This window comes from Zhongshania borealis, from assembly GCF_039539625.1.
In the GTDB taxonomy this organism is placed as follows: Bacteria; Pseudomonadota; Gammaproteobacteria; order Pseudomonadales; family Spongiibacteraceae; genus Spongiibacter; species Spongiibacter borealis.
In genome coordinates, this window is record NZ_BAABDM010000002.1 from 311,183 (window position 1) to 336,528 (window position 25,346).

The 25,346-nt window shown below is 50.2% G+C and carries 24 protein-coding genes; 9 read left to right on the forward strand and 15 right to left on the reverse strand.

The window, feature by feature from the left end:
- Positions 1–14: 14 nt before the first annotated feature.
- The 6 genes from ABD836_RS07745 to ABD836_RS07770 form a co-directional block, all read right to left on the reverse strand.
- Positions 15–284: an amphi-Trp domain-containing protein gene (locus ABD836_RS07745; RefSeq protein ID WP_344934231.1), complete on the reverse strand. Its 270-nt coding sequence runs from the start codon at positions 282–284 to the stop codon at positions 15–17.
- 6 nt (positions 285–290) lie between these two features.
- Positions 291–1,607 (reverse strand): metallophosphoesterase, encoded by a 1,317-nt coding sequence (locus ABD836_RS07750; RefSeq protein ID WP_344934233.1) that lies wholly within the window; start codon positions 1,605–1,607, stop codon positions 291–293.
- Positions 1,608–1,703: 96 nt separating this feature from the next.
- On the reverse strand, positions 1,704–2,426 hold the full coding sequence (locus ABD836_RS07755) for a histidine phosphatase family protein (protein WP_344934234.1): 723 nt from the start codon (positions 2,424–2,426) through the stop codon (positions 1,704–1,706).
- Positions 2,427–2,436: 10 nt separating this feature from the next.
- Positions 2,437–3,573: an HprK-related kinase B gene (locus ABD836_RS07760; protein ID WP_344934236.1), complete on the reverse strand. Its 1,137-nt coding sequence runs from the start codon at positions 3,571–3,573 to the stop codon at positions 2,437–2,439.
- Positions 3,573–4,463, reverse strand: coding sequence for a GAK system ATP-grasp enzyme (locus ABD836_RS07765; RefSeq protein WP_344934238.1), 891 nt, complete (start codon positions 4,461–4,463; stop codon positions 3,573–3,575). The genes ABD836_RS07760 and ABD836_RS07765 overlap by 1 nt, the downstream gene beginning before the upstream one ends.
- The gene (locus ABD836_RS07770) at positions 4,456–6,093 is read right to left on the reverse strand and encodes a PhoU domain-containing protein (protein WP_344934240.1); all 1,638 of its coding nucleotides are present in this window, start codon (positions 6,091–6,093) and stop codon (positions 4,456–4,458) included. The genes ABD836_RS07765 and ABD836_RS07770 overlap by 8 nt, the downstream gene beginning before the upstream one ends.
- A gap of 250 nt (positions 6,094–6,343) precedes the next feature.
- On the opposite strand from ABD836_RS07770, the gene ABD836_RS07775 reads away from it, so the two are divergent.
- Positions 6,344–7,537, forward strand: coding sequence for a GAK system CofD-like protein (locus tag ABD836_RS07775; RefSeq protein ID WP_344934242.1), 1,194 nt, complete (start codon positions 6,344–6,346; stop codon positions 7,535–7,537).
- Positions 7,538–7,576: 39 nt separating this feature from the next.
- Here the strand turns inward: ABD836_RS07775 and ABD836_RS07780 are convergent, their stop codons facing one another.
- The 3 genes from ABD836_RS07780 to ABD836_RS07790 form a co-directional block, all read right to left on the reverse strand.
- The gene (locus ABD836_RS07780; RefSeq protein ID WP_344934244.1) at positions 7,577–7,957 is read right to left on the reverse strand and encodes a SpoIIAA family protein; all 381 of its coding nucleotides are present in this window, start codon (positions 7,955–7,957) and stop codon (positions 7,577–7,579) included.
- Between the two features lie 106 nt (positions 7,958–8,063).
- Positions 8,064–8,351 carry a YheV family putative zinc ribbon protein gene (locus tag ABD836_RS07785; protein ID WP_344934246.1) on the reverse strand — a complete coding sequence of 96 codons (288 nt, stop codon included), beginning with the start codon at positions 8,349–8,351 and terminating at the stop codon, positions 8,064–8,066.
- A gap of 4 nt (positions 8,352–8,355) precedes the next feature.
- Positions 8,356–10,389 (reverse strand): M3 family metallopeptidase, encoded by a 2,034-nt coding sequence (locus tag ABD836_RS07790; RefSeq protein WP_344934248.1) that lies wholly within the window; start codon positions 10,387–10,389, stop codon positions 8,356–8,358.
- Between the two features lie 138 nt (positions 10,390–10,527).
- Between ABD836_RS07790 and ABD836_RS07795 the strand changes: the two genes are divergently transcribed.
- Positions 10,528–11,088, forward strand: a complete 561-nt coding sequence (locus ABD836_RS07795; RefSeq protein WP_344934251.1) for a gamma carbonic anhydrase family protein — start codon at positions 10,528–10,530, stop codon at positions 11,086–11,088.
- A gap of 21 nt (positions 11,089–11,109) precedes the next feature.
- Here ABD836_RS07795 and ABD836_RS07800 read toward each other — a convergent pair whose 3' ends face one another.
- The 6 genes from ABD836_RS07800 to ABD836_RS07825 form a co-directional block, all read right to left on the reverse strand.
- The gene (locus ABD836_RS07800) at positions 11,110–12,078 is read right to left on the reverse strand and encodes a calcium/sodium antiporter (RefSeq protein ID WP_344934256.1); all 969 of its coding nucleotides are present in this window, start codon (positions 12,076–12,078) and stop codon (positions 11,110–11,112) included.
- Between the two features lie 28 nt (positions 12,079–12,106).
- Positions 12,107–12,940 carry a shikimate dehydrogenase gene (gene aroE, locus ABD836_RS07805; protein WP_344934258.1) on the reverse strand — a complete coding sequence of 278 codons (834 nt, stop codon included), beginning with the start codon at positions 12,938–12,940 and terminating at the stop codon, positions 12,107–12,109.
- Positions 12,941–13,000: 60 nt separating this feature from the next.
- On the reverse strand, positions 13,001–13,903 hold the full coding sequence (hemF, locus tag ABD836_RS07810) for an oxygen-dependent coproporphyrinogen oxidase (protein ID WP_344934261.1): 903 nt from the start codon (positions 13,901–13,903) through the stop codon (positions 13,001–13,003).
- Positions 13,904–13,936: 33 nt separating this feature from the next.
- Positions 13,937–14,506, reverse strand: a complete 570-nt coding sequence (locus tag ABD836_RS07815) for a Sua5/YciO/YrdC/YwlC family protein (protein ID WP_344934264.1) — start codon at positions 14,504–14,506, stop codon at positions 13,937–13,939.
- Between the two features lie 114 nt (positions 14,507–14,620).
- Positions 14,621–15,724, reverse strand: a complete 1,104-nt coding sequence (gene dprA / locus ABD836_RS07820; RefSeq protein ID WP_344934266.1) for a DNA-processing protein DprA — start codon at positions 15,722–15,724, stop codon at positions 14,621–14,623.
- A gap of 58 nt (positions 15,725–15,782) precedes the next feature.
- A complete protein-coding gene (locus tag ABD836_RS07825; protein ID WP_344934268.1) occupies positions 15,783–16,808 on the reverse strand; it encodes a LysM peptidoglycan-binding domain-containing protein in 1,026 nt (341 codons plus the stop codon).
- Positions 16,809–17,004: 196 nt separating this feature from the next.
- On the opposite strand from ABD836_RS07825, the gene def reads away from it, so the two are divergent.
- From def to ABD836_RS07860, 7 genes are all read left to right on the forward strand, one after another.
- The gene (gene def, locus ABD836_RS07830) at positions 17,005–17,523 is read left to right on the forward strand and encodes a peptide deformylase (protein WP_344934270.1); all 519 of its coding nucleotides are present in this window, start codon (positions 17,005–17,007) and stop codon (positions 17,521–17,523) included.
- Positions 17,520–18,503: a methionyl-tRNA formyltransferase gene (fmt, locus tag ABD836_RS07835; RefSeq protein WP_344934274.1), complete on the forward strand. Its 984-nt coding sequence runs from the start codon at positions 17,520–17,522 to the stop codon at positions 18,501–18,503. The genes def and fmt overlap by 4 nt, the downstream gene beginning before the upstream one ends.
- Positions 18,500–19,795, forward strand: coding sequence for a 16S rRNA (cytosine(967)-C(5))-methyltransferase RsmB (rsmB, locus tag ABD836_RS07840; protein WP_344934277.1), 1,296 nt, complete (start codon positions 18,500–18,502; stop codon positions 19,793–19,795). The genes fmt and rsmB overlap by 4 nt, the downstream gene beginning before the upstream one ends.
- Before the next feature lie 75 nt (positions 19,796–19,870).
- Positions 19,871–21,244, forward strand: coding sequence for a Trk system potassium transporter TrkA (gene trkA / locus ABD836_RS07845; RefSeq protein WP_344934279.1), 1,374 nt, complete (start codon positions 19,871–19,873; stop codon positions 21,242–21,244).
- Positions 21,245–21,272: 28 nt separating this feature from the next.
- The gene (locus ABD836_RS07850; protein WP_344934281.1) at positions 21,273–22,721 is read left to right on the forward strand and encodes a TrkH family potassium uptake protein; all 1,449 of its coding nucleotides are present in this window, start codon (positions 21,273–21,275) and stop codon (positions 22,719–22,721) included.
- Between the two features lie 3 nt (positions 22,722–22,724).
- Entirely contained in the window at positions 22,725–23,339 is a 615-nt protein-coding gene (locus ABD836_RS07855; RefSeq protein WP_344934283.1) for a class I SAM-dependent methyltransferase, read from the forward strand.
- Positions 23,340–23,368: 29 nt separating this feature from the next.
- On the forward strand, positions 23,369–25,249 hold the full coding sequence (locus ABD836_RS07860) for a putative bifunctional diguanylate cyclase/phosphodiesterase (protein ID WP_344934286.1): 1,881 nt from the start codon (positions 23,369–23,371) through the stop codon (positions 25,247–25,249).
- Positions 25,250–25,346: the final 97 nt, after the last annotated feature.

Here is a 25,346-nt window from a genome sequence, read left to right on the forward strand (position 1 = left end):
TTTTCACAAGGTGTTTAATCGCCAATCTGTAACGGTTTGGTGCCGATTTGGCTGTCATCTGTTTGCCAGCTAATCCGGATATCTAGACGCTCTTGATGGCTATCTTGGCTAGCGGTCACCTTCAGTTTTAACAAGCCCTCTGGCGCTAGTAAGATATCGCCATCGTCATCACTAAAACTTAATTTGCCCTTAGCCAAGCCTTTATTAATGGCTTTGAGTAGATCCTGAATGGTTTTCGCGTCTTGCAATGATTCATGACGAAAACTGGCTTTCCCTTGGCGCATATAAACTTATCCTTGCTGTAAATAGCTCGCTGGCTCAAATACTTTGGCGGCGGGGTAATCAGCGCTAATACCAATAACTTGGCCCTGTGGATGCACAATCGTCACCCCATAGCCAATACCATCTAAGCCCTCTTTTTTTCGGGAGTTTCGATCCATAGTGGTATCACTTTCTATGTGCAGCATACCTTGGCGCAACATTAATCTTTGGCCGTTATGACGATTGCGATGACCATGCACTACTGCGTGAATCCCTTGCTGGTAAGCACATACAACGCCCTCATTGGTGAAGGGCAAATCGACTGCGCGGTATTTAGTGCGCATGGTGTTTGCCAGAGGACCGTAGTAAAAATCGAATAGATCATTTTTTATCAATTTCCGGTATTCGCGGTTAAGCCCGCCAAGTCCGCACTCGGCCATGGTCTGAACGACTTTGTCGTCTAGGCCCGCGTGGATAAACAAATATGACCCTGATTTATAGGCGAGCTGCATGTCTCGAAAGAACCACGAAAACTCGCCCTTATTGCTCAAGAATAATTTTCGGCAATGCAATGCTGCGGCGTACACCTCACGCAATGTCAGGCCAACGTTCGCACAGGCTTTTTCAAAGCTGTCCATTTTCTTGCGCATGCGTTCTAGCTCGCGGCGAATCGCTTCTTCGCTAACGCGCTCTGCGGCTGCCAAGGGAAATTCGCTAAACCATTCTGCGCTGGGAAACAGTGCAGTACGACAAGTATCGGCATCAGGAATACTGGCCAACGCCTTTGGGTTGTCACGCAGGTAGAGATCAAACACTTCGCGAAACAACGGCATAACTTTGGCGCCCATGCGCACAAAAAGATGATCAGTTTGCGGGCTGCTCTTTAGTTTCATCGCCCGCAACCCCATAAGCAGGCGCACATCGTGATTACCTGCCAAGATTTTTACTGCCGCGCCCGTTTTAATGAGCTGCCGCACCTTGCGCAGCAATTCCAAATTACTGGGGCCTTTGTCTAAGCAATCGCCGCCAATCACAAACACAGCATCTTTTCCGCGCTTAGTTAAACTCAATTTTCCAGCTGGATTATCTTTGATCGCACCAGAAGCCCGCAGAGAATACATAAACGCATCGGCGTCAGCATGAGGGTCTGCAAAGAAATACACCGTGCGCTTGGGCGCCTTCCAATCACAAACGCTCGCGCCAAATTGCACCGATTGACCTAAGAGCTCGGCATCTGCATTATCAGCGGGGTCTTTACCCAACTGCCACGCCACAACCGCGCTAGGCCGAACTACCGCCGGAGTTGAGTCGCTATCGGGTAGGCGACGATCATTGTCTTGTGGCATAACTCAGCCTGTATGGTGAACACGTATTCTTTAATATTGGTTTATCTTTATATTACATAGAGATGACATTTAAATTACGGTGTGTTGCGCGGCACTCTAATCTTGAACCTCTTCCTTGGCACCACGTAGCTTCCAGCTTCCGGAAAAATGCTGCCAGCGACCAGCACCAAGATGCTCTAAGACGATGGGCTGACAGTGATGCATACTTAAGCCAGCAATATCATCAAACTTCAACACACCTAAATGGTAGGCCGCATGGCGAAATGCCGCGCCATGGCCAATAAAAATCTTTAGACCGTCTGTTGCACTGGTTTGTGGCGATGCCAGCGCATCCATTTGCTGTTGGATATGGCTGGCAACGCGCTGCCCCGCCATCATCAAGGACTCAGCGCCCAGCAGCGGCAATTGAAAATAGCTATTGCACTTCCAATCGGCAGGTAGCGCCGGAAAACGTGGGTCTTCATCAATAATTTGGGCAATGGCATCGACACTTAAATTGGCCGCGCTGCCCAAGCCACGTTCTGCTAGAGCATCATAGCTAGCAAGACTCAACGCTGCGCGCTTGCTTACCTTTTTATTGGCCTGTAGCGCCGCAGAAAACAAGCTTGCGGTTTGCCAAGCTCGCAGTAGGGTAGAGCAATCAATTTCCGCCTCTAATTGCCAGCGATGCTGGCCGCTCAGCGCGGCAAGTACAGCCGCGCCATCTCGCGCTTGATCACAACCGTACTCAGTTAAGGGAAAGCCTTGGTGCGCACTCGGGGTATTCGCAAGTTGCCGGTATTCTCCGTGACGAACGAGGGCGGCAAATTGGCGTGGCATTATCCAACTCCTAGACGTGGCATTCTTCGGTCGCCATTGGCATATTTAATTTCGCCGATAATAAATACCGCGCTGCGCTAAAGTCGCGGCGGCCACACACTTCGTAAACCGGCACACCCGCCAAGGTCTCGAGATATTGCTGTTCATTTATCGACTGCAAATCATCTTGAAAACTACCATCAGCGCGCTGATAAAACGGACCAGATGATTTAACTATAGCCGCAAGTAAATCTCGGCGTTGGTTTAGGTTCACGGAATTTAGTTGGGTTTGCTCGACACTGTCGCCCTGCCAGTTAAGCACAACAAAACCCGCTAAGCGCACTGGCGCATTGCTTATTCGCCCGGCGCCATAAAGTGATTCGATGTCGGCATCGTATTTTTCTTCCAAGTCCCACAAGGTATTTTTGGGCATGGCCAACAACGCAGTTCGTCGCGGCGCTGGAATCATATTTTCTAAGCGCGGATTGTGAACGATGGTACCTGGATTAATACGCGGTAATTTTGGCACGCCAGCCGCGTAACTCGCCAGCGAGGTCACGCCCGGCATCTTTTTAATAAACAAGCGGTCGTTGCTAACAAATTGAATTGCGGGGTTCTCCATCATTTGCAGCATTAAAGTGGATTTACCACCACCAGAAAAACCCGCCAGACCGAAAGCTTGACCATCGCAAACAATCCCCGCTGCGTGACAAATTAGCCAGTTGCGCTGCTGCAGCCAATTCATATATTGGGCAATAATAAAATTGATCACCTGATTGTCGTTGCGTACGCAAGGTCCAGCGGCAAGAAGTAAATCTGTGCTTTGCAAAAACACCATTCCGGTGCGGACTTTGCGCAGCAGTCGCGCATTATCGAGATTGATGTAGCTGTCTTTGCGGCCCTGTTTATTCCCTTCGCGACGCCAATCAACAAACCTCAGGTCTACAGTGGGTTCATCACGGTCAATCGCTATCAGCTCAAGCGGAGCATGTTCAAAAGCAGATACAATATGGCCAAAATAATCAGCTAATATCTCGAGCAAAGTATCGGAATTACTCCGCACCCGCAGGCAGAAATCGCCCATTTTTAAATCTAAATGTCGGGCATTAACGGAGTGGCCACCACAAAGTGTATCGGCAAGGTCTTGCAGTATTTCAGAGTTAGGCATTATCGACGTAGTTCCTTGAGTATATAGTCACTATACGCAGCCGCGGCGTCGATGCCAGCCCCTTCTTGTACCCCACGAAAACCACCAAAGGCTGATACCTCAAAAACAATGGGACCGGTGTCCGTTTCGGCAATATCAACGGTGGTAAAATCCATTTTAAAGGGCGCTTGAGCGCGATGGGCTAAGTCGATTAGCGCTTGAGGCGGCGTATACGCTTCATAACGGCCGCCACTGTGTATAGTGGTATTCCACGCATCACCCTGATTCACCCGTGCATAACAAGCTAAAAATTCGCCGCCCAAAAATGCCAGACCCAAATCTCGACCAGGCAGCGCAATTTTGCGTTGAATATACATCGTGGGATTGCTTGCTTGAAAATCAGCAATCGTGGCGCGCAGCGCACCGTCTGGCAGTGTGCTGTTAATAATACACATACCTCGCGCCTTGGTAGAAAAAAGCGGTTTAAATACCGCACTGCCAAAGTCCCTGACGGTCGCCACTGCACTGCTGAGACTCTCGGTAATCACGGTGTCGGGCATCGGGATGTCGGCCTTGCGCAAGGTAACCGTGCAGCTCAGCCGATTGACCAGGCGCAACATTTGCTCCGCACCACTAAACACCCGAACACCACGATGCTCAGCCATGCGCAATATTTCTAAACGATCGATCGTATTCGGACTGTACTGGGTGCTAATTTTTTTTACTACAATGCCGTCTAATGCGCCAAGATCGACGTCGCCAGCCACTAGGGTATTACGGCGTAAGTCCAAAGATACTTCGGCCATATCAATTAGCAGCCGGTAACCGGTGCGCTCGGCCAGGGCATCGGCCAATACTTCACTAGACCATTTTCCAGGAATGCCAATAACGGCAATTTTTAGATCATGCACGAAAAATATCCTTTACCGCCAGGCTATAACCCGACATCTGTTTAGGGTCTAGGGCCAGCAGCTGCTCTAGCAAATAGCGCGCGCGCAAAAACATGCTGCGGGCAAGGCTCTTATCAAGAATAAAGCGGGTTGAACTGACAAATGAACGCGCTAAGCCGAGTGTTAGACGTAGATCAAAACTGTCGTCTTTTTGCTCCATGGCATAGCGTCGACTGCTCTCATAGAATGCCGTCGCTACGCTAAGAATACGCTGACGATGTTCAACATCTAAAATTTGTAACCGGTAGTTTGATACCATAAACACGGAGATATCTTGCACATAGTCAGTGTAGCGCGAACGGTGTAAATCGATAAAATTAATACGCTGCTCTAGCGGGTCATAAATAATATTATCGATATTAAAATCGCCGTGAATATACACAGCAAACGGCGCTTTTAACTCGCATTCAAATTCCATGGCACGGACCAGCAACTGGTTGAACGAGGCGATTTCTAAACCGCACAGTTGCATATCGCTATGCCGAAACTCAGGGTGAATAGTGTAGACATCGGGTAGTCGCACAGCCAATTGCTGCATGAAATTGGCAGCAATGACTTTTTTGCTGTGGGTTTCCTGCCACACCGAGCGCAAAGTCATCTCCAGATGCTGCAGAGCCTCATTGATTAGCGCTGGCGACTCATTAAGTACGATCTGCTCGAAAGTGAGGCCAGGAAGATGTTCAATTAGCAGAGCGGCTGATTGGCCGCGCTTTTGATATGACAAAATTTTTGGCGCGAGGCCTGGGTAAATTGTATTCCAGCTATCAAGGCCTTTGCGCTCACCCTTAAGCTTGCGCTTTTCACCGTCCTTAAAAATACCGAGAAAATCATCTTCGCTTGCAGACGTTGTAATTGCAGAAATAGCACTGCCAGATCGGGTTTCCGCAATAGCCTTAATTTTTAACTCATTTACGCGTTCACCAACAGCCATACTCTCTATGCTGGCCTGTAAGGTATTAAAACGTTCAAAGTTTACTGTTTGACCAAGATTAGCCGAAATAATCGCTTCGCTGATATCTAACAACACATCGCCCATTTGTTCAATACTATGGGCCACAAACAATGAGCAAATAATATCGTTGGTATTGTCTTTTTGCTTCAACGCGGCGACATGGAAACGCAGTAATTTAAGGTAATCCCGGTCAAGCTTGCTTTCAACCTGAGCAATTTTTAGTGCAAGATCACTATCGCTTTCTAACACCGCTTTTTCAATTAGATCCAGGCCACGTCGCAAACGCTCTAACATGGCCTGACAATCTTCGGCTGCGAGTATTTCCCTGTTATCCACATAGGATATTTGCTTTACGCAATCGCGGCAGAGTTCAGCGATTCGATCTAGCTCACCGGCAGTAAATTCTACTGCGTGCAGTTTATGCACAATAATATCATTTTCAACACTGCCACTTAATTGGCTGCGGCAACTGCGGTGAATACGCGATTTTAAATTGTGGGCATAGCCGCTGCGATCAAATATTCTTCGCGCTAATGGCGCTTCCGGTGCGGCGATATAGCGATGTAATTTGGCCAACTGAGAATCTACTTCAATAATCAGAAAGCGGAAATTATCACTAATGCTTTTACTCAGTGGCATACTGAATTATCGCGAACAACAGCGCTATTCAAAACTAATGGCCTCATGGACTTACAATACTCTTACATCAAAAAATTTGGGTTCATTTTGAAGCAATCCTGCACGCCTGTCTGTTACAAAAATGTGACAGACAAGCTCTACCGGGCATTGATACGACGATGTTTTCCACTTTACCTGAAACAGTCATATTTTAATTGGATAATACCTTTCTTTTGCCCGCAACTTACAAAACGTCCAGAGAAACGAGTTCATGCCAAGCGTAAAAGTGACAAGGAGCGTCGATATTCCTGATTTATTGCGGATAAGTCGCTACTACAAAATGCCAGAACTAGGACCAAAACTGCTGTTTTTTAGTGGCGGCTCCGCGTTGAATGGTTTATGCCGCGAGTTAAAAAATTACACACACAACTCGATTCATTTAGTCACACCCTTTGATTCTGGTGGCAGCTCGGCCAAGCTAAGACAGGCTTTTGCGATGCCGGCTATTGGCGATTTGCGCAGCCGCTTAATGGCCTTGGCAGATGAATCCGTACTTGGTCACCCTGAAATTTACACCTTGTTTAATTACCGGCTTCCTAAAACCGGAAGCAACAAGGACTTACAGCTCGAATTGCGTCAGTTAGCGCAGGGTTTGGCGCCACAAATCGTGGATATTAATAACCCTATGCGCCAGCTTATTTGCAACTACCTGCAGTTTTTTTGTGATGCTATGCCCAAAGAATTCGACCTGCGTGGTGCCAGTATTGGCAATCTGATATTGGCTGGTGGTTACTTAAATAATCAGCAGTATTTAGACCCTATTATTTTCCTATTTTCTAAGCTGGTCAATGTACAAGGCACAGTACGCGCGGTGGTAAATGACAATTTACATCTGGGCGCGGTACTGCGTGATGGCACGGAGATTATTGGTCAGCACCACTTAAGTGGCAAAGAACAACCACCGCTAAGCTCCGCAATTGAAACCCTGTTCCTCTCTAGCAGCCGCGACCAACAGCAAGTAGCGAGTCCTAGTTTGCGTAAAAAGAACCGCAAACTGATCGCCACTGCCGAGCTAATCTGTTTTCCGCCCGGGAGCTTTTACTCTAGCCTAATCGCAAATTTAATACCCAAAGGTGTAGGCCGCGCAGTGGCCGCCAATGACTGCCCTAAAGTGTATATTCCCAATTTGGGCTACGACCCAGAACAGATCGGGATGACCCTCGAGGGCATGGTTTCCGGCTTATTACAGCAACTACGCAGGGATTTTGAGGGAGAGGAGATCGAGGGTCGCTTGCTCGATTTTATTATTATCGACAGTAGGAACGGCGACTACCTTGGGGAATTATCGAAAGCATTTTTGCAGGCGAACGATATCGTGCTTATCGACCTTAAATTAATAAGCAAACACAGTGCACCTTACTACGACAATCAATTGCTAGTGTCAGCGCTGCTGTCTCTAACTTAACACAACGAATTCAAATACTGGTCCATCAAGCCTAGCGTATCAACCAAACGTACCCGCGTCCCGCTCACTGACCCAAAGGAGTGCTTCGTCTTTTTGCAGAGCAGTAAAATGTTCTATCTCTATATTGGGAAAGACACGCGTTATTAGTTGAGTACCGCGATTAAACCAGCGCGGTTCACCCACTATCGCCGTACGCGTGAAACGATTTATGTATTTGGCTAAGAACTTAAATTCGCGCAATAAGCCTCGTATGGTAAAGCCGTCGAAATGTTCAAGCTCAATAAAAACACCTAAATATTCTTCGCTCGCAATCTTGTTCTCAACCTCGGCCAGTATTGTTTCAATATCAGTGTGGTTTACCTTGCCGGATACCCTAACACCCACAACGTGAGTAAAAGGAAGCGGTAACAGCTCCAGCATTTTCTATTCCTCCATAAATTAGTTACTGCAAGTATAGGCAAGTTAAAGCGAAAAGCGTTCCTAAATTATTAACTTTCGCAATTAGGCATTCCGCGCAAAAGCGCGGTTAATGGTCATTGCGATCACGGCCATCGCGAGGGTCGATTAACGACACCACGTGGATCTCGTCCTCGTGCGCTAGCGCTTGTTCCCCGACGCGTGGTGTATTGACCCTCGTTGCCGGCTCTTCAATTTTACCGGTGTCGTCACGAATAGATTCCTTAAAACCACAGCGCACACATTCCCGAATTTGTTCAAGATCCGAAATTCGGTACATGACTGTTTTGTCCATTTCTGCGCACTTAGGGCAGACTGCGCCAGCAATGAATCGACGTTGATTAAATACGGTGGCCATCGAATTAAACTCCTTTACCTGCAGTAATGCCCGCGTGACGTAGCAGGGCATCGTTCGCTGGCGCCCGACCCCGGAAGTTCTTAAATAGCACCGCAGCCTCCTCTGAGCCGCCGCGTTCGAGTATTTCCTGACGGAATTTTTCACCGACCTCGGGATTCATCACGCCTTGTTCCTCGAACAAAGAAAATGCATCGGCAGACAAAACCTCCGCCCATTTATAACTGTAGTATCCTGCGGCGTATCCACCAGCAAAAATATGCGAAAAACTGTTCTGGAAGCGATTAAATACCGGCGGCTGAAACACGGCCACTCGCTCACGGATTGTTTGCAGCACTGCGTCTACTTCACCTTCACTGCTTATGTCAGCCTGCATATGCAAACTGAAATCAAACAAAGAGAACTCGATCTGCCGTAGCATTTGCATCCCGGACTGAAAGTTTTTAGCAGCCAATAGCTTATCGAGCATATCGACGGGCAGCGCTTCACCGCTTTGGTAGTGTGCGGAAATATCCGGAATCACCGACTTTTCCCAGCACCAGTTTTCTAAGAACTGGCTGGGCAGTTCTACGGCGTCCCAGGCCACGCCGCTAATACCCGACACGCTGAGGCAGTCGATTTGGGTGAGCATGTGGTGCAGGCCGTGACCGAACTCATGGAAGAGAGTGGTCACTTCATTGTGGGTAAGCAGCGATGGCCGCTCGCTAGTCGGCGGCGAAAAATTACACACCAAAAACGCCACAGGCTGCTGTACCGTGCCGTCATCCAAGATTCGCCGACCGCGAGCGTTGGCCATCCACGCGCCACCACGCTTGTTATTGCGGGCGTATAAATCTAAATAAAAATGCGCCAGGATCTCGCCGCCCCGGGAAATTCGATAACACTGGCCGTCGTCGTGCCAGAGATCGACAGCGTCGACGGCTGCAATCTCAATATCAAAAAGCTGACCGCTTATTTTGAATAGGCCGTTGATAACTTTTTCTGCGGGGAAATACGGGCGCAACGCTTCTTGGGAGATTGCGAAGGAGGCTTCTTTTAATTTTTCACTAAAATACGCCACATCCCAAGCTTGTAAGTCGCTGACGCCGTGACCAGCAGCAAATACTTGCAACTCAGCGAACTCACGCTCAGCCATTGGTTTACTCGCTACAGCCAGCTCTTCTAAAAACCCAATAACCTGCTGATTCGACTCTGCCATCTTGCTCGCCAAGGAGTAGGCAGCGTAATTACTGAAACCCAATAACTTTGCCTGTTCTTGGCGTAGCTGAAGTATTTCTAGCATCAGCGGGCCGTTATCCCACTTGCCCGCTTGGGGACCAAGTGCCGAAGCGCGCGTTACATAAGCCTGATAAAGTTCTTCGCGCAAGGCGCGGTTATCCGCGTATTGCATAATCGGCAAGTAGCTGGGAATGTCCAAACTCAGCCGATAACCGCTATAACCCTTCACGCTGGCCGATTCTCGGAGATTATCCAGTACCGTCGCGGGCACGCCGGCCAAATCCGCGGCGGATTCAATATGTTTTTCCCAGCCGTCGGTGGCATCAAGTACATTGTTAGAAAACGCGGTCGACAACTCACTTAAGCGCTGAGCGATGGCCGAAAAGCGCGCTGCATCGTCGCCCTCCAAGGCGACCCCTGAAAGGGTAAAATCGCGGAGCATATGGCGAATGGCCTGTTGGCGCGGGCCATTTAAAGCGGTAAATTCTGCGCTGTCAGCCAGTTGTTTTACTCGCTCAAACAACGGCCGATTCTGACCCATTTCACTGTTATAAGCAGTAAGCAGTGGTAGGCAGGCGCTGTAAGCACTGCGCCAAGCGTCGCCGCTCAATACACTGTGACAGTGACTTAGGGGCGCCCAAAAGCGACCAATTTGGTCGTCGATCTCTTCAAGCGGCGCCATTAAATTCTGCCAGCTCGGCTCAGCCGCGCAAGCCACTACCGCTGCGACACTTTGGCGCGTGGTATTTAGAAGCGCCTCACAATCGGCGGCTAATTGCTGGGGGTCGAGACTGGAAAACAACGGTAAACTATTGGCAGTCATAACAACTGAAACCCTGTAATAATGGCAGATAATGCGCCCAGTGTATCAAATCCAGTGGCCGCTTAACGCCTGTATTTAAGCCGATACCGCGAATAACGGACGGCGCATAAACCCTAGGGAAGAGATGGAGACAAATTGATGACTTACAAGGCCCAAAATTACGTGCGCCGCTTTGAAGAACACCAGCCCAAACTTGCCGGTGGGGTTTTTATTGATCCCAGCGCGGTGGTGATCGGTGATGTTGAAATTGGCGCCGACAGCTCGGTTTGGCCCAATACCACAGTGCGCGGCGACATGCACCGCATTCGCATTGGCGCGCGCAGCAGTATTCAAGACAATAGCATTTTACATATTACCCACGCCGGCCCCTACAACCCTGAGGGTTTCCCTTTGACGATCGGCGACGAGGTGACGGTTGCCCACAGCGTGACCTTGCACGGCTGCACAATCGGCAATCGAGTATTAATCGGCATGGGTAGTATTGTGATGGACGGTGCGGTAATTGAAGACGACGTGGTGATTGGGGCCAACTCGCTAGTGCCACCGGGCAAACGCCTAGCCAGCGGCTGGCTCTATGTCGGCAGCCCCGCCAAGCCAGTACGTGAACTCAGCGAGGGCGATGTTAAGTACTTTAGCTATAGCGCCAACAATTATGCCAAGCTCAAAGACCGCCATATTGCGGAATTGAACCGGGATTAAAACTAGACCGAATGAGGGGTGTTAAAACACCCCAGCGTCGTATGCTAGGTAAGCAATGTAGGCAACGTAGATACACAGCAAACCGCCGCCTTCGAGGCGAGTGATGCGCCGCGCTTTACTCGGGCTGCGCGCCACCAAAAAGAAAATTCCGGTTAGCAATAACATTACAGGGTAATCGCGGCTCATTACGGCTGCGTCTATAGGTCCGGGTGCTAATACGCCGGGAATCGCCATTACGCCAAGCAAGTTGAATAGGTTAGAGCCAACCACATTACCAATGGCAATATCGTGCTCATTCTTGCGCGCTGCCGCCACCGAAGCCGCTAGCTCGGGTAGGCTGGTGCCAATTGCCACTACAGTCAAACCGATAATTAAGTCGCTCAAACCAAAGAAGTGGGCAATATCTACCGCCGACCATACCAATAAGCGCGCAGAGCCAATCAACAGCACGAGACCAAGTAATAACCAGCCCAAGGCCGCTTTAATCCCCATGTCTTTGGGTATCTCTGCTGCAAACTCTGCTTCAATACTGTCACCACTGCTGTGTTTCGCTTCCCACAGCTGGCGGACTATCACCGCAGCAAAACCAAACAGCAAAATACTGCCGTCCATCAGGCCAAGTTCGCCGTCGCGCAGTAAAAAATAGCCACCGAGCATAACGATAATCAGCAGAGGAATTTCCCGGCTAATCAACTTCGACTGCACATTTAAGGGAATAAGCAGAGCGGTAAGACCCAAAATCAGCGCAATATTGGTGATATTGGAACCCAGGGCATTACCCACTGCCAAGCCAGCTTGGCCGTCACTAGAGGCAATAGCCGACACCAGCATTTCCGGCGCGGAGGTACCAATACCAACAACCAAAATACCGATCACCAGTGGCGAAATTCCCAATATATTGGCTGTCGCCGACGCCCCCAGCACAAACCGATCTGCACTCCAAACCAATAACACCAGCCCAACAATCAGGGCTACTACGGTTAATAACATAAACTAAATTCCTAGCCTTGGGGTGTACTTAAGCGGAAAGAGATTGGCGCATCATTTCTATGACCGGCTTGGTGTCCGGGCGCACGCCGCGCCAAATACAAAAAGATTCTGCCGCTTGCTCAACTAACATCCCCAAACCATCTGACACTGCCCACGCGGTTTCGCCGGCAGCCCATCGCATAAACGGTGTGGGGTTAGCGCTGTACATCATGTCGTAGGCGCAGCCATCATTGCTGAGGATATGCGAAGGCAGTGGCGGCAGATCACCACTCATGCTCGCGCTAGTGCCATTAATAATTAAATCAAACTGACCGCTGGCGAGATCGGCATAGCTACATCCGGCGATTGAACCCAACTTTTCGAACTGCTGAGCCAATTTTTGCGCTTTATCTACCGTGCGATTGGCAATAAGGATTTGCGACACGCCCTTTTTGAGAAGCGGCCCTAAAATACCTCGCGCGGCGCCGCCAGCACCAAGCACTAGAATGCGCCGCCCTTGTAATTCCCAACCCAGATTATCGTGAATATCTCTGACCAAGCCGACGCCATCGGTATTGTCGCCATAGATACTGCCGTCGTCTTGAATCGCGAGGGTATTCACCGCACCAGCACGGCGGGCGCGGCCACTGAGCTGATCGGCAAATTCAAAGGCATCTAACTTAAAGGGCACGGTGACATTTAAGCCTTTACCACCATGAGCAAAGAACTGCCCAGCCACCTCTGCAAAGCGACCAAGTTCGACTTTGTGCGCACGGTAATGCAATTTTTGCCCCGTTTGCTCAGCAAAAGCCAGGTGAATCTGCGGCGATTTACTCTGCTTAATGGGGTTCCCATACACCGCATACTGATCTAATTTATCCATAAAAAAGGGTACAACCTTTTATTTTAGGTATCGGATTCCGATATTTCATACTGCTTGCCCTCATTGTGGGGCCAGCCAATCTCGCACCGGCAAAAACACTGACGTCAGTGCCGCTTCCGGACTATTCTCATCAGGTTGCCAATTATACTCCCATCTCACCAGCGGCGGCAGGGACATCAAAATTGATTCCGTGCGGCCACCACTTTGCAGGCCAAACAAGGTGCCGCGGTCACACACCAAATTAAATTCAACATAGCGGCCGCGACGATAAAGCTGGAAATCACGCTCGCGCTCACCCCAAGCGGTGTCTTTTCGACGCTGAACTATGGGTATATAGGCCGCGGTGTAGGCATTACCAATCGCCTGCATAAACTCAAAGCAGCGCTGAAATCCGCCCTCATTAAGGTCGTCGAAGAATAGACCACCCACCCCCCGCGCCTCTTGACGATGGGGCATATAGAAATACTCGTCACACCATTTTTTGTAACGTGGATAGACCTCGTCACCAAATGGCGCACAAGCGTCAAACGCCGTCTGGTGCCAATGACGACAATCTTCTTCAACACCGTAGTAGGGGGTTAGATCGAAACCGCCGCCAAACCACCACACCGGCTCTTCACCAGGCTTTTCAGCAACAAAAAAACGCACATTGGCGTGACTGGTCGGCACATGCGGGTTGAGGGGGTGCATCACCAACGACACCCCCATTGCTTGATAACTACGACCCGCTAGCTCCGGCCGATGCGCACTCGCCGTACCCGGCATTGCGTCGCCCTGAACATGAGAGAAATTCACACCGCCTTTTTCAAATACCGCGCCGTCGGTAATCACGCGGCTGCGACCACGGCCCCAATCGTCTTCAACAAAATCAGCTCGGCCATCAATCGCGCTTAGCTGCTCACATATACGGTCTTGTAATGACAAAAAAAACTGTTTTACTGCTTCAATATCAATACCTTGCATTGTTTCTCCCCTGTGACTACTTGCCACACTTAATCAAGCACCACGCAAATACTGCCCGCTAAGGGCGTCGCGAATACCAGTGGGCTGCGCTAAGCCGCCAGTACGACCAGGTAAATAATAATCAATCGCCGAGCGGAAATAGCGTTGCGCATCGGCCTGACTCCGAGCGGGCTCAAGCCCAGCAGGGTTCGCCGAAGTCGACACGAGACAGGTATTGGCCGCCTGACATAAGGCTACGGTGAGCGGATGATCACTGACGCGAATCGCCACACTGTGATGATCACCGCGAATCCACTCTGGCGCCCAAGCGAAATCTGGCACCACCCACGTATTTGGCCCGGGCCAACTGGCGATTATTTTTTCTTGCACCTCTTCCGACAGCAGCGGCAGAACACCCTGAAACCGCGAGACGTGGTCGGCGACCAACACTAAACCTTTCGCGGGATCTCGCTGTTTTAATAGCAATATCCGCGCCACGGCGGAGGCACTCCAAGGCACACAGGCCAAGCCCCACACGGCTTCAGTGGGATGAGTAATAACTTTACCGGCACGCAGCAGAGCTGCTGCGCGACGCAGACGATATTGGGCAGGTCGATGCATCATAGATAATCCACAGTATGGGCAATCGCTTGTAATGACCGAAACGGAACGCGGCCAGAGTATACAGGCTTTTAAGGCAAGAATTTTGAATAAATCATGACCGCCGGACACACCCGCTTAACGACTACGCTGCCAAGCGCCCCGGAATTGCTCAACCCAGCCGTCGACCTCAAGGTCACTGAGAATACTCAGCAATTCCGCGATCGGCAAACCTAGGTCTTGCGCTAGGGTATCAATATCAATGGGATCATAGCCAAGCGCGCGGTATACAGGGGAGTCAGTCTGAACGTCCAAATCCGAGTAAGTGTCGTCCGAGGCCGCAGCTCCGCTAGCACCGGCCCCATCAAACCAAGCACTGAGCTCTTCTAAAATATCATCGAGCTGCTCCACCAGTTTGGCGCCCTGCTTAATTAGACTATTACAGCCACGACTCGCGGGATTGTGAATTGAACCGGGAATTGCAAATACCTCGCGATTTTGCTCAAGCGCCTGTCGCGCCGTGATTAAAGAGCCACTGCGCAAGGCAGCCTCCACCACCAACACCCCGAGACTCATTCCGCTAATTATTCGATTTCGGCGCGGAAACTGATGGCGCAGAGGCGGACTCCCTAGCGGCAACTCGCTTATTAACAGGCCCTCATGGGCAATTTGTTCATACAGCGCTGCATTGCTCCGGGGGTAGCACTGATCTACACCCGTTCCCAATACCGCGATAGTGGACGCGCCGCCAGTCAGTGCGCCGAGATGCGCGGCACCATCAACCCCTAGCGCCATACCACTGACGACGGTTAAGCCAGCACGGCTCAATGCATTGGCGAAGGCCTGTGCATCGCCGCGGCCAATTCGACTAGGGCGCCGACTGCCCACCACCGCAAATAACGGCTTATTCAATAGCTCACGCCGACCACGATAGTAAAGCAGCGGCGGGCCATCGTAGATTTCTTTCAGTAGGGCGGGGTAGCTGTCGTCGTGCCAACATAGAACATCGACATTGGCCTTGTGCAGCGCTGCAGCAATCTCCTGCTCGGGGGTGTTTCTCGCCAATACCTTTTCTAAGCGATCGAGGTGTTGGCGGCTTAATTTCAGCGCAGCGAGCTCCGCCTGCGGCAGGTCGAAAATATACCGTGGATGGGTAACGCGACTAATTAAGCGCCGGAAATTAGTTGGGGGTAGTTTTAGCGTTTGCTGAGTTAACAGCCACAGGCAGGCAAAATGTTCCACTGTCGCATCCTTGCGATCAAAAAAGCGGCCTGATGAAACAGGCCGCCGATGTATGTCCCTATGGGTTTTTAACTTTGTCGCCCACTTTTAGAGGCTCTTCCGCTTTTAACACCAAGGCATAGCTTACCTTTTCAAAGCTGCGGAATACCATGAGTAAGCCGGCACGCACATCCGGCGCTTTAACCCGCTCATTGGTAACCGGGTCAGTTACCACCACACCCGTCGTGTAAATTGCCATCACATCGCCGGGCACAACCTGATTGCGCTCACCTAAATTCAAGGTCACCACGTCCATGCTACCAATTTGGGTTAAACCACCCTCAACCGCAACAATAAAGCCATTGGTATTATCCGCTGGCGCCTTAGGCTCAAACCGTGCGTGCAACTGCCGCACTTCAAGTGGCATAAAGCGGTCAGCGCGACGAATCTCTTGAGTACTGCGGTTCAAGGTCAGTGTGGCCACGTCTTTTTCTGTCGCCAATAGGTTCGCCGTCCCAATATCAATGGCTTCAACACCGAGTATTTCACTCGTTAGCGGATCTTGGTAAACCTGACCCCGGCGATAGATGCCGTAGGTTTCATCGCCGCTGAAATCGCCGCGACCCAACACTTGGTCGCCTGCGCCAGCAACAATATTGCCGCGCTTGCCAGCCAACACATAGGGCGCAGCGGCCAATTCGGCATCGGTTACGACTCTACTACGCGTAAGGAAAGGGGCGATAACATCTAGCGGTATCGCTGGAATAGCGTCTTTGATGTCGGAAATGCGCATTTGCGGTGTGAGCTTCACAATACCGTCGTTAGGCCCAGGATTACGCACCAGCACTGGCTTACCGTCGATCCACATCAGTTTTAACACGTCACCGGGGTAAATTAGGTGCGGATTTTTAACCTGCGGGTTGTAATGCCAGAGTTCCGGCCAATACCACGGGTCGTTCAAAAACATCGCTGAAATATCCCACAAGGTATCGCCCTTAACCACGACATACGTTTGCGGATGTCCGGCTTTCAAAGTGAGCACATCGCCAGCCTGGGCAAACGCCATCAGCAGGCCTAGACATACTCCCATTACCGTGTTCTTCATAATCACTTCCTATAGCACTCTGATCTGGTCGCCAATCGGCCTGCAAAATCGCAAGAATCAGGCATTTATTAAACGCTCGCTGTATAATATAGAGGATACTCTGCAACAGGCGAATGATTTGTGGAGTGTAATGTGCACTCAATCATCATCTTAGCAATACTTACACAACTTACACGAGAAATGGTCACAAACTGTTATGGCTGTACTTGAAATCCTCGAATTTCCCGACCCAAGACTACGTACCGTCGCAAAACCGGTCAAAACCGTCGATGATCGCATCCGCAAGCTGATCGACGACATGTTCGAAACCATGTACGACGCCCCCGGTATTGGCTTGGCCGCCAGCCAAGTCAATGTACATGAGCAAATCGTGGTAATCGATACCAGCGAAGATCGCAGCGAGCCACTGGTCTTTATCAATCCAGAAATTAGCGTATTGGATCAAGACACCTTTCAGTACGACGAGGGCTGCCTGTCTGTACCAGGCTATTACGAAACCGTAGAGCGCCCACAACACGTGCGGGTAAAGGCCCTAGATCGCAATGGCGACGCCTTCACCATTGAGCCTGAAGGGCTGCTGGCAGTGTGTATTCAACACGAGAATGATCACCTACTTGGCAAGTTATTTGTTGATTACATCTCACCGCTTAAGCGCAACCGTATTCGCAGTAAAATGGTCAAACTTCAGAAGCAAAAAGCCGCGGACAAACCATGAGTACATCGCCTTTGCGACTAGTGTTTGCCGGCACGCCTGAGTTTGCCGCGCGGCACTTACAAGCGCTGATTGATGATGGTCAGCACCACATTGTCGCCGCGTATACCCAACCAGACCGGCCCTCCGGGCGCGGTAAAAAAACCCAGCCCAGCGCGGTCAAACAATGTGCTACAAAGGCGGGAATTCCGGTATTTCAACCGATCAATTTTCGCGAAGCCGCTGACCGCGAAATCCTCGCCAGCCACAACGCCGACCTAATGATTGTGGTCGCCTACGGCCTGCTGTTGCCGCAAAGTGTACTCGATATTCCCCGCCTAGGCTGCGTGAACGTTCATGGCTCCTTGCTACCGCGCTGGCGCGGTGCAGCGCCGATTCAACGCGCCATTGAAGCTGGTGACCAAGAAACCGGTGTGACAATTATGCAAATGGATGCCGGTCTCGATACCGGCGCCATGCTCAGTAAGATCAGCTGCTCGATTGGCCCAACAGACAGCGCCGCTGACTTGCTAGAGCGCCTTGCCGATTTGGGCGGCGCCGGTTTGATCGACACCATAACCGCACTTGCTAACGGCCAAGCCCGGCCTGAAGTACAAGATAATACGCTCAGTAACTATGCCCCCAAGATAACGAAGGCCGAAGCCGAGATAGATTGGCGCTTAGATGCCATGAGTGTGGACCGTAAAATACGCGCTTTTATTCCGTTTCCGATTTGCTATACCCGCTTCGCCGCCAGTCGCCCGGATGAGCGTATAAAAATCTGGCGCGCCCAAGCAGAAAGTAAGCACGCACATGGCCACACCGCTGGCGTCATTATCAGCGCCGACAAGGCCGGTATATTGGTGGCCTGTGGTGACGGCTGTCTGCGTATTCTGGAACTGCAAATGCCCGGTGGCAAAATTCTCGCGGCAAGAGATGTGCTAAATTCCCGCGCCGAGCAATTTGCCCCCGGCACCTGTTTTGCCAACCAAGGCGCAGTATGAAATGTCCTAGAGTTGCGGCGGCGCGCTGCCTCGCCAGTATTGCCCAAGAGGGCAGCTCGCTGTCTCGACAATTGCCACGAGGTGAGCAAGATCTCGACCCCGCCCAACGGCCACTCTATCGCGAGCTATGCTACGGTACGCTTCGCTACTACTGGCGTTTGGATGCCGCGCTAAAGCCGCTATTCAGTAAGGGCCTTAAGCCCAAAGACAGTGATGTAAAAATGCTGATTTTAATCGGCGCCTACCAGCTTTTTTACACCCGAATTCCACCCCACGCCGCCATCAACAGCGCCGTAGAAGGCTGCCGCAGTCTCGGCAAGAAATGGGCGGCTGGCATGGCTAACGCCATACTGCGCCGCTGTCAGCGCGAACAAGCAAGCTTATTTGCCGATCTAAAACCCGCTGTGGAAGCTGCGTTTCCGGCCTGGCTTTATCAAGCACTCGCCAAAGCGTGGCCTGATCAACTTGCTGAGATTATCACCGCCAGCAATGCGCATCCGCCGTTTTGCCTGCGCCTTAATCGCCAGCATCACGATCGTGATGCCTATTTGCAAAAACTGATTGAACTCGATATGGCAGCCAGCCCCTGTGAGTTCGCCCCCTATGGGATTCGTCTTGAGCAAGCCTGCGGAGTAGATAAATTACCCGGCTTCAACGAGGGCCATATCAGCGTCCAAGACGAAGCCGCGCAATTGTGTACCGAGTTACTCGATTTACAGCCCGGCCAGCGTGTATTAGATGCCTGCGCTGCACCCGGCGGTAAAACCGGCGCCATCCTTGAGGCCCAACCGGCGTTAAGGGAGCTGGTCGCCCTCGACATTGATGAGCATCGTCTGGATCGAATCAATGAGAATTTACAACGCTTGCAGCTCAAAGCCAGCCTTGTTGCCGCGGATGCTGCCGACCTCGACAGTTGGTGGGACAACAAGAGCTTTGATCGCATCTTACTTGATGCACCCTGTTCGGCGGTCGGTGTTATTCGTCGCAACCCGGACATAAAGCTCAACCGCATGGTGAGTGATATTGCGCCGCTATGTCGTTTGCAGGCGAATTTACTCGAAAAGCTGTGGCAGTGCTTAAGTCCTGGCGGCTTATTTGTGTACGCAACCTGCTCATTACTACCCGCGGAGAACGAGGAGCAAATAAGTGCATTTCTCAGTCGCGAGTCTAGCGCTGAACTGATGCCCCTCGATGTCACGTGGGGCGAAGACCGCCAGGGCGGTCGGCAGTTATTTCCCCAGGAACAGGGCCACGATGGCTTTTTCTACGCTCTGTTACGGAAAAAACGGTAAAAGTGGCCATTGAGTGCCACACTAGATGAACACACAATTAGTGAATAACAGCGACTGCGCAGGCGATAGCGAACAATGAAAATCATAATTCTTGGTGCAGGGCAGGTCGGCGGTACCTTGGCGGCAAACCTGGCCAGTGAACACAATGACATCACCGTAGTAGACAGAGACCCTGAGCGGCTGCGCGAACTACAAGACCGTCTTGATATTGGCACGGTAACCGGCCAAGCCTCGCACCCCGATGTCCTAGAGCGCGCCGGCGCCGCCGATGCCGATTTATTGATCGCGGTAACCAATAGCGACGAGATCAATATGATCGCCTGTCAGGTCGCCTACACCTTGTTTCGGACCCCAACCAAAATTTCCCGCATTCGCTCCAACGCCTACACCAGAGTTGAAAAGCTGTTTGGCAATGAAGGCATTCCAATCGATGTTTTTATCAGTCCAGAAGAACTGGTTACCCAATACATTAAGCGTTTATTGCAATACCCCGGCTCATTACAAGTGCTGGACTTTGCCGACGGACTGGTGCAGCTGGTCGCCGTAAAGGCCTATTACGGCGGCCCAATGGTCGGCAACGAATTAGCGGCGATTCGCGATCATATGCCCACCATCGACGCCCGGGTTGCCGCTATTTTCCGCCGTGGCACCGCGATCATGCCCAGCGGCGATACGGTCGTAGAAGCAGGCGACGAAGTGTTTTTTATTGCCGCCAAAAAGAACATTATGCCGGTAATGAGTGAATTGCGCCGCTTGGATACGCCGTATAAACGCCTAGTCATTGCAGGGGGCGGTAATATCGGCGAGCGTCTAGCAAGGGCTGTTGAAAGTCGCTATCACGTGAAAATCATTGAGCGTAGCTACGACCGTTGCCGCGCCTTGTCAGAGCAATTATCGAAAGCCATTGTACTCCACGGCAGCGCGTCGGATCACGACTTGCTCGCCCAGGAAAACATCGAAGAGACCGACGTTTTTCTTGCCCTTACGAATGATGACGAAGCGAATATTATGTCATCACTGCTCGCCAAACGAATGGGCGCGAAAAAAGTCATCACCCTAATTACTAATCCCGCATACGTGGATTTAGTACAGGGCGGCGATATTGATATCGCCATTTCTCCCCAGCAAATAACGATAGGTAGTTTGCTTACCCACGTGCGGCGCGGCGATATTTACAATGTTCACGCCCTGCGACGCGGCGCTGCCGAAGCCTTAGAAATTATAGCCCACGGTGATAGCCGTTCGTCTAAAGTCGTTGGCCGACGCTTAGATGAAATCGTTCTACCTGAAGGCGTTAGCATTGGCGCCCTAGTCCGCGGTGAAGAAGTGCTTATCGCTCACAGCCATTTACAGGTGGAGCCAGAAGATCATTTAATTTTATTCCTTGTCGATAAAAGTAAAATTAAGTTAGTCGAAAAACTCTTTCAAGTCGGGTTTAGTTTTTTCTAATGACTAACTTCTCAGTAAAAGGTACGCCATGCACCTGAGTATTATTTGTCGCATAATCGGCATGCTGTTAATGATATTCAGCCTAACCATGGCTGTTCCCGCGGTGCTGGCTATTGTCTTTGGCGACGGCGCGGTAATGGCCTTTGTATGGGCTTTTGTACTGACCTTTTGCAGCGGGCTATTACTGTGGATTGGCAATCTGAAACAACGCCACGAATTAAGCATTCGCGACGGTTTTTTGGTTGTCTCTTTATTCTGGACGGTACTTGGCCTTTTCGGTGCGTTACCTTTTTATCTCGCCGAGAGCCCCGGGCTTTCGGTCAGTGAATCGGTCTTTGAATCCATTTCCGGGCTCACCACTACCGGCGCAACGGTCATCACAGGCCTTGATGACTTACCTATTTCAATTTTATTTTACCGCCAATTTTTACAATGGCTAGGTGGAATTGGCATCATCGTTATTGCGGTTGCCATCCTGCCCATACTCGGCATTGGTGGCATGCAGTTGTATCGAGCCGAAATACCGGGACCAGTCAAAGACAACAAACTAACGCCCCGCATTACTGGCACTGCCAAAGTCCTGTTCTTAATGTATCTATCCCTAACGGGCGTCTGTGCACTCGCGTATTGGCTAGCCGGAATGAGTATTTTTGATGCCATTAGCCATTCGTTTTCCACCGTAGCGATTGGTGGTTTTTCAACCCACGACGCCAGCATGGGGTATTTTGATAGTCCGCTGATTTTAATGATTTGCAGTGCGTTTATGCTTTTTGCCGGCATGAGTTTCGCTATACACTTCCACGTTTGGCGGGCCCGTTCACTCAGGCATTACTTCCGGGATTCAGAGACCAAGTTTTACTTATCCGTGGTCGGCATTGCGATCGCTATTATTTCGATTTATTTGTTTACTAGCGGTACCTACAATCTTAACGACAGTATAGTTCACGGCATATTTCACACAGTATCAGTGGCAACCACCGCCGGTTTTGGCGCCGAAGACTTCTCTATTTGGCCAAGTTTTTTACCTGTTGCAGTGATAATGCTGTCATTCATGGGTGGCTGCGCGGGCTCCACCGGTGGCGGTATGAAAGCCGTTAGGATTATGTTGGTCGCCAAGCAAGGCATTCGCGAAATGAACCAGCTAATTCACCCTAATGCGGTTATTCCCCTAAAAATTGGTGCTCATCGCGTTGAAGCGAAAATCGTAAGCGCAGTGTGGAGTTTTGTCGGCGTATATATGATTTCTTTTATCATCATTACCTTGGCAATGATGGCCTGCGGACTCGACTCACTCACTGCATTTTCAGCGACCGCCGCTGCGATCAATAATATGGGGCCAGGCTTAGGTGACGTTGCCGCAAGCTACCGCAGTGTGAGTGACACCGGAAAATGGATTTTGTGCTATGCGATGCTACTTGGCCGCTTGGAGATTTTTACGCTACTGGTATTGTTAATGCCCGCATTCTGGCGACGCTAGGCAATGGTTAATCATCTCGCAGCCGCAGATAGTAGAGCCAAATGGAATCAACGGCACCAGCAGCGCAGCATGCCAGTGCCTGCGTGCAGGGTACTGCAGGAACATTGCGACTTACTACCCGCCAGCGGAACGGCACTAGACCTCGCCTGCGGCTTAGGCGGCAATGCTGTCTTACTCGCCAAGTCTGGGCTATCTTGCACGGCACTGGATATCTCTGATATTGCCCTTATTCGCCTGTACGATTATGCCCAAGAGCAAAAATTATCCATCCATACAGAACTAGCGAATATCGAAAATGACGACTTCACCCTAGCGCCGCAGTGTTACGATGTTATTGTCGTAAGTTATTTCCTTTATCGGCCTTTATTCTCGGCACTCGCCGCTGCGCTAAAGCCCGGTGGCTTATTGTTTTATCAAACTTTTGTAAATGCCGGTGTGAAGGATCAAGCTGGGCCCAAGAATAAATCCTTTTACTTGAGTGAAAGGGAATTACTGTCACAGTTTCAAAATCTAGATATAAGATATTATTGTGAACGTGCAAATGACGACGGCCTTAATGCAAGTACGGTAGCGGAATTAATTGCATGCAAACCAAATGCGCTAAAATCACTGCAGTGAGAAATCACTTTTATTTAGCTAGGTAAACCATGGGTTATCTTGTTCTGGCAATTAGCTTGTTAATTTCTGTCGCACTTGCGGCAGCGAGCTATTTCGGCCTTAAAACAGACTATCAACCTGCACTTTTGGCCTTAGCGGTACTCACTAGCTGTACTGTATTGTTGAGCTTTTCTTTCTGTATATACCTCGAGTTACAGCGCGGACGCACGCGAAAAATACTCGCTGAGAATCGGAAACTAACATTGCTTCTTGAGCATGGTTCCTCTGCAATGCTACTGCTCAATACTGATTTAGAACCCGAGTACATCAATTACCGCCATCCCAGTATCGAAAAACTTGGGCTTGATCATTCTTCACATGCTTTCGACATAATGAAATGGGAAAAGTATGTGTCAGCCGAAACGAAGGCACTAATTCGCGAGGCTATAGATGATGGCCTTACCTGGCAAGGCGAGCTATGGTTCGGTGACGCAGATCAAGCCCAATACTTGCAAACGACTATATCGCCCGTCGTGAATAGCGAAGACCAGCTCCGCAAGATTGTAGTCTGTTGCGATGATATTTCCGAACACAAAGCCATTACTGATCGTCTGTTTATTCGCGAACACTATAATGTTTTAACGGGCTTACCTAACCGACAATTTGCACTGCGCAGCTTGCATTCTGCGATCGATAAATGCGCTGCGTCAAAACATGAATTTATTATTGTTCATATTGACTTGGATCGTATTCGCTATATCAATGAATCCCTCGGTCATCATATTGTCGATAAGATTTTTATTGAAACAGCAGAGCGCCTACGCCGCTGTGTTCGTGACGAACATATTCTCGCTCACCTTGGTGCTGATGAATTTTTAATCCTACTCGACGCCAGTAACTGCCATGATGAAGCCAGTATTCTTGCCGAAAGCTTGTGTGATCGCTGTCGTTCACCCTTTTACATTGAGCAACATGAAGTCACTATTTCTGCCAGCATCGGCCTCAGTCAATATCCACAGGATGGTAGCGATGGCAACACCCTAATGCGCAGGGCTGAAGCGGCCATGTTCAATGCAAAAAGTCAGGGCGGCGATCGTTTTTGTTTTTACAATGAAAGCATGAGTGATCAAGCTGATCGACGCTTAGAGTTAGAGAACCAACTCCGTCATGCCATTACTCGCAATGAATTTGTATTGAATTATCAACCAGTTATCAATCTTCGCAATAATCAACTGGTGGGTGTTGAAGTACTTTTGCGTTGGCAAAATAGTGAACTTGGTAATCCCGGACCCGATGAATTTATTCATATTGCCGAGCACAGCGGGCAAATTATCGCGATTGGCACCTGGGTTCTAGAACAGGCCTGCCAGCAGGTCATGACTTGGTCGCGCGCCGGCTTTCCGGCGTTGAATGTCGCGGTGAATATTTCCAGCAAGCAGTTTATTGACGGCGATATACTGGCCAGTGTTGATCGTGCGTTAAAGCAAAGTGGCTTACCCGCTGCGCAGCTTGAGTTAGAAATCACTGAGGGCCTGCTACTAAACGATACCCCGGCTATTCGCGATATCTTTAAGCAGCTCAAGGCTCGCGGCGTACACCTGTCGCTTGATGACTTTGGTACTGGGTACGCGTCCTTAAGCTATCTTAAACGTTATCCCTTCGACACCCTTAAAATCGACCGCAGTTTCGTTAACGATATCGACAACTGCCAAGACAGTATCACGCTAACCAATGCGATTATTGCCATGGCTCATAGTTTCGACATGCGCGTTATTGCTGAAGGCGTTGAAAACTTGAATCAACGCCGCATTCTCCGCGAACGCCATTGTGATATGGTTCAAGGCTACCTCTATTCCCCCGCCTTACCCGCCGATCAATTTTTAGAGTGGGCAAGCCGTTACGGCGAAATGCAGTATAGCAGGCACGTATAGTACAAATACCTACGGTAGTCGTCGGCCTTGCAAACACAACTGTGTTTATATACAGTACAAGCAACCGATAAATACCGTTCAACAAGCAGACGAGGTG